Genomic DNA, 9,349 nt, shown 5'->3' on the forward strand with positions numbered 1-9,349 from the left:
TTTTTATCTTTGCAAAGGTAATATGTAAAGCCTTTTAGTAAGACTTATTTTATCTGTAGAGTTTTTTAGTAACGTATCAAAAAAGTGTAAAGTAAATTTAGGCATAGTCAGTCAATGGATGATATGTAGTAGAAAAGACATCCTTGTTGCGGGAAAAATGAGGTTTTTATGTACATTTGCACCCGAATTTTAAACACAAAAGAATATGTCAGTAGCAAAGAGAGACGATGATATGCGCAAGGTAACGACGCACCGTCTGTTTGAAATGAAGCAGCGTGGCGAGAAAATCTCCATGCTGACCGCATACGATTATTCCATGGCTACCCTGATTGATCAGGCTGGAATGGATGTTATTCTGGTAGGTGATTCGGCTTCGAATGTAATGGCCGGTAATACGACAACCTTACCGATCACCTTGGATCAGATGATTTATCATGGCCGTTCGGTGGCGAAAGCCGTGAAGCGTGCCTTGGTAGTAGTCGATCTGCCTTTTGGTTCTTATCAGGGAAATTCGAAAGAGGCGCTGGCTTCGGCTATCCGGGTGATGAAGGAAACTCATGCCGACTGTATCAAGCTGGAAGGCGGATCGGAAGTACGCGAATCGATCGAACGCATCTTGTGTGCCGGCATTCCGGTGATGGGACATCTGGGACTGACACCGCAGTCGATCAACAAGTTTGGTACTTATACCGTGCGTGCCCGCGAAGAAGCTGAAGCCCAGAAACTGGTGGAAGATGCTCATCTGCTGGAAGAAATCGGTTGTTTCGCCTTGGTGTTGGAGAAAATCCCGGCTGCTTTGGCTGCCCGTGTGGCGAAAGAAATCCGTATTCCGGTGATCGGTATCGGTGCCGGTGGTGATGTGGACGGACAAGTATTGGTGATGCATGATATGCTGGGTATCAACCAGGGCTTTTCTCCTCGTTTCCTGCGCCGTTATGCTAATTTGGCAGAAGACATCACGCATGCCGTTCAGCAATACATTGAGGATGTGAAACGTTGTGACTTCCCGAACGAAAAGGAACAATATTAATACAAGGAATACATGCGGTCTCAGTTATTGATCGGCGCGGCCTCGTCGGGTAGCGGAAAGACTACCTTTACGCTGGGATTATTGCGGGCACTGGCTCGCAAAGGACTCGTTGTACAGCCATTTAAGTGCGGGCCGGATTATATTGATACCCGTCATCATCAGATGGCTGCCGGACGTGCGTCTGTCAATCTGGATCGTTTTATGATGTCGGAAAAGCATATAGAAGAGGTGTATCGTCGATATGCTTTTCCGGCTGATATTGCCATAACCGAAGGCGTGATGGGCTTGTTCGACGGTTACGACGGCATGCAGGGAAGCAGTGCCGAGATGGCTTCTGCACTGGATATTCCCGTTGTGCTGATTGTCAATGCCAAGAGTACGGCTTATTCGGTCGCTCCGTTGTTGTATGGCTTCAAGCATTTCTATCCGAAAGTGCGGGTTATCGGAGCTGTCTTTAACTTCGTGGCTTCCGAGAATCATTATTATTACCTGAAACAGGCTTGTGCCGATGCCGGAGTCGAGGCATTGGGCTATTTGCCGAAGCAGGAAGATATCACAATCCCGAGCCGGCATTTGGGTTTGTCGCTGGATTCGGATTTCTGCTTCGAGGCGTTTGCCGACCGGATTGCTGATCTGGTAGACAAGCATGTGTGTGTGGATCGGTTGCTGGAGCTGGCATCGGCTCCGGTGTCAGCTCATACGGAGGAAACCGGAACCGGCCTTTCGCATCGCCCGTCCGGTACCATGCGGATCAGCGTGGCACGCGATGCCGCCTTCAACTTTGTCTATGCCGAGAACATCGCTTATCTCGAGCAGCTGGGAAACGTCACTTATTTCAGTCCGCTGACTGATAAAACCCTTCCACCAACCGACTTCCTTTATTTGCCGGGTGGATATCCGGAATTACACCTGAAGACTTTGTCAGAGAATCAATCCATGCGCGATGCCGTCCGCGCTTATCTGGAGAATGGTGGACATGCGTTGGCCGAATGCGGCGGCATGATGTATCTCTGCCGTTCCATTATCGGACAAGACGGCAATACTTATCCGATGGCTGGTGTATTAGACCAGACCGCCACCATGCAACAGATGAAACTGCGACTGGGCTATCGCACCTTGCAATGGGGCGAATACCGGTTGGCTGGCCATGAGTTTCATTATTCGTCTATCGTGCCGGCCGAGAACACCTTGCCTTCGTGTGCGACGGCCTTTTCTGCCTTGGGGCGACAGGTCGATACGCCGCTGTATCACTACCGGAACTTACTGGCCGGATACACACATTTATACTGGGCCGACCCGGCATCAAACGCCTGGTTGCATCACTTCCTGGAAAAATAAGGGTAAGGAATAGCTTTATCCTTCTGGAATTATCTGTATCTTTAGCCTAAAATTGGACGAAGATGAAAAAACAACTTGTTTTCAACCGGCCTGTATGGATTTTCCTGTTGTTTCTGGTAGGAAGTTTTCTGTTTGTCGACCTGAATTTCCGGTATTGGTTTCATTTCATGGAACAGTTCATGCTGTTTCAGACAACCTCGGTCTACTGGAAAGAGCTGGCTGCTCAGCTGGGAGGCTGGAATGAATATATCGCCGAATATCTGACCCAGGCATTTCCCTTTGCTGCCGGTCCGGCAATCCTTGTCACTACCTTGTCTGGTTTGATTGCTCTTTTGTTTTATAAGTATCAGCAAGCCTGTTGCGGAAAGGCTTCGATGGGCTTATCCATCCTGCCGCTTTTCCTGTTCTGGCTTTTTCCTTCCGAGACCATCGTCCCGATGCTGGTCCTTGTGTGGGCATTGGTGGGAACCGTGGTTTGCCAGTCGATATCAAATCGGAATATCCGGATGCTTGTCGGCGTGCTGCTTGTCCCGCTGTTGTATTATGTGGCGGTGCCGGCTCCGTTTCTGTATGCCGTCTTGCTGTTGTTGCACGAATGGATGCGGGCAGATCAGCGCAAGCCTTATCTATATACCGGTGTTTTGCTGGCGTGGACTTTCCTGTTGCCCTTGCTGGTGATGCGGCTTTGGCTGGTCGTTCCGATGCGCGAAGTCTGGATGGGCAAATATATGTATCATCCCGAATATCCGGTGCCACAGTCTTTCTGGCTGATATTCCTTTCGTTCCCGGTGCTGACACTCGTCGGCCGGCTGTGTGCGAAATGGCAGGAACGGTTGCGCCCGGCGAAGTGGCTGGCTGCCGAATGCATCTTTTGGGCCGGATTGATGGCGGCGTTGATTGCACTGCGGAAAGACCCGATGCAACAAGCTTATCAGTATGATTATTATGCCCGCAACGGTGCGTGGGACAAGATTGTCGCTCATGCCGAAAAGGAAGGCGTGCACGATTTCGATGCCTTGGTTTATGTCAATCTGGCCTTGTCATATACCGGGCGACAGACCACCGATCTGATGAAGTTTCCTCAAGTAGGAGAGACCGGCTTTATCCCGTACGATCCGCGGACAAGGCTGGGATTGATTCAGGCCAGCGAAGTAGCCTGGCAAGTCGGGCAGGTGAATGCTGCCCAGCGTTTTGCCTTCGTCGGCGTGTTGAGCTCGCAGCGTTGTGTGCAGCCCCGGCTGATGAAACGCCTCGTCGAGACTTATCTGGTGAATGGCGAATACCGGGCTGCCGAGAAATATATCCGGATACTCGAACAGACACCGCGCTATAAGGCTTGGGCTGCCGAACAGCGGCAATACCTGGGCGAGAAAGAAAGTCAGTCGGCCGGATGGATTCAGGCGAAGCGGGCTTTCCTGCCGGTCACCGACAATCCTTTCGACCTGACGAAGACGCTGCCCAGTGCTTTGGCCTTCCTGATTGATGATCATCCCGACAATCAGGCGGCTTTTGATTATGGCATGTGCTATCTGCTGGTTTATAAGAATCTGCCGGCCTTTATGCACTATATGCCGTTATACAAGGAGCGGCATCAGTCATTCCCTAAGTTATATCAGGAAGCTATCTGCCTTTATTATGCGTCGAAAGGAAAGATGGCAGATGCAGCCAACGATTATCCCATTGACAGTGAGGTGACGAACCGGATGCAGCAGTTCCTGAAGACGGCCCGTTCCTTGTCGGCTGCCAATCTGAAGCAGTTATATGGGGATACTTACTATTATTATACGGAGTTTATGCCAACACCCAAACAATAAGGAATATGGAAACAGACTATATCAATCAGCATAAAAGGAATCTGGTGTACGCGCTGTTCTGCTGTCTGTTGCTGACAGCTTGTTCGTGGGGCACGCAGCGGCCCGAGAAGGCATCTTCTCAGGCAGAAGAACCGGAGATCTTTCCGGATTATCGGGATGTGACTGTTCCGGTCAATATTTCTCCCCTGAATTTCCGTCTGACGCGTGAGGCTGATCATCAGTATGTCCTGATCACCGGTGAGAAAGGCGGACGCCTTGAGTGTGATGGCCAACGCAGTCTTCGCTTCGATCCGGATGCCTGGAGAAAGCTGCTCGAAGAGAATGCCGGCAGCAGCCTGACGCTCACGTGTTCTTCGCGGGAAGCCGGTGGCTGGAAAACCTGGAAATCGTTTCAGATCCATGTCGACGAACGCCCGATCGACAGCCATCTGGTCTATCGGCTGATTGAACCGGGCTATGAGAAATGGCATATCGTGGGCATTTATCAGCGTGATCTGGAATCGTTTGACGAGAAAACGATTATCCGGAATGATATGACGGGTTATAATTGCATCAACTGCCATTCTTTCTGTATGAATGATCCGAACCGGATGATGCTGCACATGCGTGCCGTGCATGACGGCACTTATATCATCCGCGGGAAAGAGATCGAGCGGCTGAAGACCAAGACGAAGCAGACTATCAGTAACCTGACTTATCCTTACTGGCATCCTTCGGGAAAATACATCACGACGTCGGTCAACGATATCAAGCAGTTCTTCCATGCTGTCAAGGAGAAGAAGATGGAAGTGTTCGACCTAGAGTCGGATGTCGTTGTCTATGACGTGGAACAGCATAAGATCCTTTCGGCAGCTTCCCTGATAACGAAGGATGCCTTCGAGACGTTCCCTGCTTTTTCGCTGGATGGCAAGTGGCTGTATTTCTGTTCGGCTCCGGCCCGCGAAATGCCTGCCGATTACGATAAGGTGCGCTATCATATCTGCCGGGTGGCTTTTGATGCCGGGAAAGGAGCGTTGCAGCTGCCGGTGGATACGCTGGTCCGTGCCGACAGCCTCAGTTATACTTTCCCGCGGATCTCGCCCGACGGCCGGTTCCTGATGTACACCGAAACGGCTTATGGGCAATTCCCGGTCTGGCATAAGGATGCCGAAATCCGGATGCTGGAACTCGAGACGCGCCAACCGGTTGATATGACTTTGCTGAACAGCGCGGATACGGAGAGTTATCATTCGTGGAGCAGCCAGAGCGACTGGGTAGTTTTCAGCAGCCGCCGCGACAATGGCTTGTACACGCTGCCTTATATTTGCCGTATCCAGGCAGACGGCCGTCCGGCCAAACCTTTCCTGTTGCCGCAGGAAGATTCGGAGAAGTATGATTATCAGCTTTATTCTTATAACTTGCCGGAGCTGGTGACAGGCGAAGTGACCATCAGCCCGTATGCCATCCAGCAACGGGCGCACGAAGGACCGACAACGCAGGTCGCATTTGAATGACAGAAAGAATGACAACGTAGTTTTGATTAAAACAGATAAATAACATGACGAAAGTACAAGAAATGCTGGCTGCTTTGCCAGACGAAAAGAAGGCATGCTTCGTTCCGGTTTTCGGATCCGTAGAACGTTTTTATACCATTGTGTATCTCATTGCCAAGAATGAACACCTGACGGAACAGGAAAAGCCGGACCGCTATGAAGACCGGTTGCAGGTGATCCGGCAGATCCGCCGGAAAGTGGAACAGTTGGTGGATTCGTTTGGACTGCCGGGCGAAGATACGGTGGCCGATATTGCCAGCGATTACTTTGAAGACTATGTGCAGTATCGCGAACCGGAGTTCGGGATCACCAACGATGACTTTGTCGATGTGATCCGGAAGATTTCACAGCTGGCCTGACGTGTACACATCATTTAGGAGGAACCATTGCGCATGGAAGAAAAGAACAGACATATTACACGGAAAGTGGTTTGGGGCTATCTGTTGTTGTTGCTGATCGCCGTCGGTGCTGTGGGATATGTTTATTCAATCATCCAGCAGCTGGCCGTTGAGGATGCGCCCGACACCGCGACGCGCGACAAGACTTATCTGGTCACCAACACCCTTACTTTGCTATACGAGAGCGAGGCGATGGGGCATATCGTCGGGAAGTCGGACAACGAGCTTTATCTCTTCAACCGGACGCTGAACAAGGCCGACAAGAACCTGGATTCGCTGCGCCTCATGCTTACTGACACCGTCCAGCAACTGAAGGTCGATACCATCAAGTATTTGCTGAAACGGAAGCGCTGGAACACCCTCAAGCTACAGGAAACCCTGAACGAGTGGAATGCCGGGCGGATTTATATGGAGAAAATCCAGCAGGTGATCGAAGTCCAGGATTCGGTGGTGCGGATACAGAAGCCGGATACCATCTCGCAGCCGGTTGTCCGCGAGATCGTGGAGGTGAAACAGGATACGGTGGTGGTGACCAAGAAGAAGAAAAAGGGCTTTTTCCGCCGGCTGGCCGAGGCTTTCTCGCCGAAGGAAGAAGTAGATACCAGTTTTGTCAAGAATACAACCCGCCAGCTGGTGACGGATACGGCGCAGATCGTCTATAACCCGTCGGATACCATCATTCAGGTGTTGCGGAACTTGCAGGACACGGTGGCCGACCGCCGCGAGCAGCTGGCCAATACCTTGCTTCAGCGGGCCAACAACCTGCGCTACAACAACTCGGTGCTGACCAGCCGTATTAACCAGATGTTGCGCGACATCGAGGAAGAAGCCGTCCAGCAGTCAATCGATCGGATGGAGCACAAGCAGTCTCTGCTGAAAGAGACAACGCGGCTGATTGGCGGCATTGGTCTGGTGGCCATCGTGGTGGCGATTGTCTTTCTGGTCATCATCATCCGGGATATTTCGCGCAGTCATTATTACAGGCAGCAGCTCGAGAAAGCCAAGCAGTATGCCGAGGACTTGCTGCGCAGCCGTGAGAACCTGATACTGACCATCAGCCATGATATCCGGGCTCCGCTTTCTTCGATCATCGGTTTCATTGACCTGCTGCTGAAGCGTAACCCCGACGAGCGCCAGCGTTATTACCTGGATAATATGACGGGTTCTTCCAAGCATATCCTGTCGCTGGTGAATGATTTGCTGGATTTCCACCGGCTCGAGGCAGGACAGATCGAGATCCATCCGGTGCCGTTTTCGGTCTTGTCGCTGATTCAGGAGATTTATGTGAGCTTTAATCCGCTGGCCGAAGCCAAAGGGCTGCGGCTGCACCTGGATGTGAAGCCTCCTTATATGGAATTGACTTACCTGGGTGATACCAACCGCTTGAGGCAGGTGATCAATAACCTGCTCTCGAACGCCGTCAAATTCACGCCCGAAGGAACTGTTACGCTGCGGGCGGCCATTACGAAGCTGCATGATAAGCAGTACGAACTGGATGTAACGGTGTCGGATGCCGGTCCCGGCATTCCGGAGGCCGAACAGGAACGGATCTTCGGTGATTTCACCCGTCTGCAAGGAAGCGAGAAGGTGGAAGGCTTCGGACTGGGCTTGTCGATTACCCGCCGTCTGGTGGAACTGCTGAAAGGAACACTGAAGGTGCACAGTGTGGTAGGCCAGGGAAGTGATTTCATCCTGACGATCCCGCTGCCGCTCTCGGAAGTGAGCCTGAATCCGGTGGTTGTGGAAGAAGCCGAAGAGGAGGCCGCCGATCCGGAACCGCTTTCGCTGGCAGGCGAGCGGACTGTCTATTGCCTGCTGGTCGACGACGATGCCATACAGCTGGCTCTGACCGAAGAGCTGCTGAAACGAAGTCGGGTAGAAGTGGTGGGTGTTTCCAATCCGCATGCCGTATTGGATATCTTGAAGAACACCTCGTTTGATGCCATCATCACTGATATCCAGATGCCGGGCATGGATGGATATCATCTGCTGAAGATGATTCGCGAGTCGGGCATTCAGGGAACCGATCAGGTGCCGATCATTGCGTTGTCGGCAAGTGTGGCCAACGAACACAGTCATTATATTGAGGCTGGTTTTACCGGCTTCTTGAATAAACCGTTCACGGCCGTCCAGCTGATCGAATTGCTCAACCAGCTGTTGACGGTTCATCTGGAACCAGTTGTCAAGATTGACTTCTCAACACTGACGGCCTTTGCCGGAGAAGACGAAGAAGCATCGGCTTCAATCCTGAAGACGTTTACCGAAGAGACGGGCAAGAGCATCGAACTGCTCCGGAAAGCACTCGCGGAAGAAGACCGCCAGGAAGCTTCGCGTCTTTCTCATAAGCTGATTCCGCTGCTGACAATGCTGGGCGCAAACAATCTGGTGCAGAAATTACGCATCCTCGAAAAGAACGACGACGAGCTGACAGAAGAAGGCTGGAAGAAACTTTTGGCAGAAGTAATTGACAATGTTTCCGACATTGTGCGGCAGGCTGTGGAAAAATGTGGCTGATGTGTGGAAGTGGGGCGTGGAATTATTCCACACTTTCCACGGTCAAATTCCACATTTTCCACAAAAAATGGGGATAAAAACGGGAATAATACAAATAAAAGCCGTTTTTTTCATGTTTTTTGGGGCAAAAAACGGATTTTGGAGCCTTGAAAAGAAGTTTGGCACGACTTTGGTATATATCTTAGTGACATACATAATAAGTGTTTCTACATTTATCCGTTTTTATAGGTTAAGTCTTACTCAATAAGGTAAAAAGAGTAGTAAGTTAAAGTGTTTTTTTGATTAAGTCTGCTAATAAGAGGCACCTCGTGAGAGCAAGCCTCTTTTTTACTGAAATCTAACTAGAGAAGAGTTCCCGAATTAAGGCCTTTCAGGGTTTTGGTTCGGGAACTTGCTTTTTAGCTGTTTCCCTCTTGCAAGGGCTCGCCCGGATGAAACACCATCTTTGGCTATTCGGCAACCGTGCCTCTTTCTTTTTTCATAGTCAATTGACCATATAAAGATACTTGTTGCTCTTCCCATATACAATAGTATAAAAAATATACTTGGTAATTAAAGTATATTATTTACCTTTGTCCACCGAAATTTATTAAAACAGATAGTTTATTATAATTCCCTTAATTCCGCAACACTATAATTTAACTTTATTTATAAGTTCCTGAGCAACAAAAAGTTGCCCAGGATTTTGCCATGTCAGAATTTTCACTTATCTTAGTGTTGCAA

At 50.3% G+C, this 9,349-nt stretch carries 6 protein-coding genes; all 6 read left to right on the forward strand.

The genetic code is table 11. The features are described 5' to 3' along the window. Positions 1-205 precede the first annotated feature (205 nt). The 6 genes from panB (at position 206) to MUN53_RS17670 (ending at position 8,626) form a co-directional block, all read left to right on the forward strand. Entirely contained in the window at positions 206-1,030 is an 825-nt protein-coding gene (panB, locus tag MUN53_RS17645) for a 3-methyl-2-oxobutanoate hydroxymethyltransferase (RefSeq protein ID WP_243326704.1), read from the forward strand. A gap of 12 nt (positions 1,031-1,042) precedes the next feature. Next, positions 1,043-2,368 carry a cobyrinate a,c-diamide synthase gene (locus MUN53_RS17650; RefSeq protein ID WP_243326705.1) on the forward strand — a complete coding sequence of 442 codons (1,326 nt, stop codon included), beginning with the start codon at positions 1,043-1,045 and terminating at the stop codon, positions 2,366-2,368. 62 nt (positions 2,369-2,430) lie between these two features. Continuing rightward, complete coding sequence (locus MUN53_RS17655; protein ID WP_243326707.1) at positions 2,431-4,182, forward strand: DUF6057 family protein; 1,752 nt, start codon at positions 2,431-2,433, stop codon at positions 4,180-4,182. 5 nt (positions 4,183-4,187) lie between these two features. Continuing rightward, positions 4,188-5,675, forward strand: a complete 1,488-nt coding sequence (locus MUN53_RS17660; RefSeq protein WP_243326708.1) for a TolB family protein — start codon at positions 4,188-4,190, stop codon at positions 5,673-5,675. 44 nt (positions 5,676-5,719) lie between these two features. Further along, positions 5,720-6,073, forward strand: a complete 354-nt coding sequence (locus MUN53_RS17665) for a hypothetical protein (RefSeq protein ID WP_243326710.1) — start codon at positions 5,720-5,722, stop codon at positions 6,071-6,073. A gap of 33 nt (positions 6,074-6,106) precedes the next feature. After that, positions 6,107-8,626 carry a hybrid sensor histidine kinase/response regulator gene (locus MUN53_RS17670; protein ID WP_243326711.1) on the forward strand — a complete coding sequence of 840 codons (2,520 nt, stop codon included), beginning with the start codon at positions 6,107-6,109 and terminating at the stop codon, positions 8,624-8,626. Positions 8,627-9,349: the final 723 nt, after the last annotated feature.

The organism is Parabacteroides faecalis (assembly GCF_022809355.1).
Taxonomy (GTDB): domain Bacteria; phylum Bacteroidota; class Bacteroidia; order Bacteroidales; family Tannerellaceae; genus Parabacteroides; species Parabacteroides faecalis.

Bases quoted from the DNA above. Each gene is read 5' to 3' on its own strand.
- MUN53_RS17650 (WP_243326705.1), top strand. From the start codon at position 1,043: ATGCGGTCTCAGTTATTGATCGGCGCGGCCTCGTCGGGTAGCGGAAAG.
- MUN53_RS17670 (WP_243326711.1), top strand. From the start codon at position 6,107: ATGGAAGAAAAGAACAGACATATTACACGGAAAGTGGTTTGGGGCTAT.
- MUN53_RS17665 (WP_243326710.1), top strand. From the start codon at position 5,720: ATGACGAAAGTACAAGAAATGCTGGCTGCTTTGCCAGACGAAAAGAAG.
- MUN53_RS17660 (WP_243326708.1), top strand. From the start codon at position 4,188: ATGGAAACAGACTATATCAATCAGCATAAAAGGAATCTGGTGTACGCG.
- MUN53_RS17655 (WP_243326707.1), top strand. From the start codon at position 2,431: ATGAAAAAACAACTTGTTTTCAACCGGCCTGTATGGATTTTCCTGTTG.
- panB (WP_243326704.1), top strand. From the start codon at position 206: ATGTCAGTAGCAAAGAGAGACGATGATATGCGCAAGGTAACGACGCAC.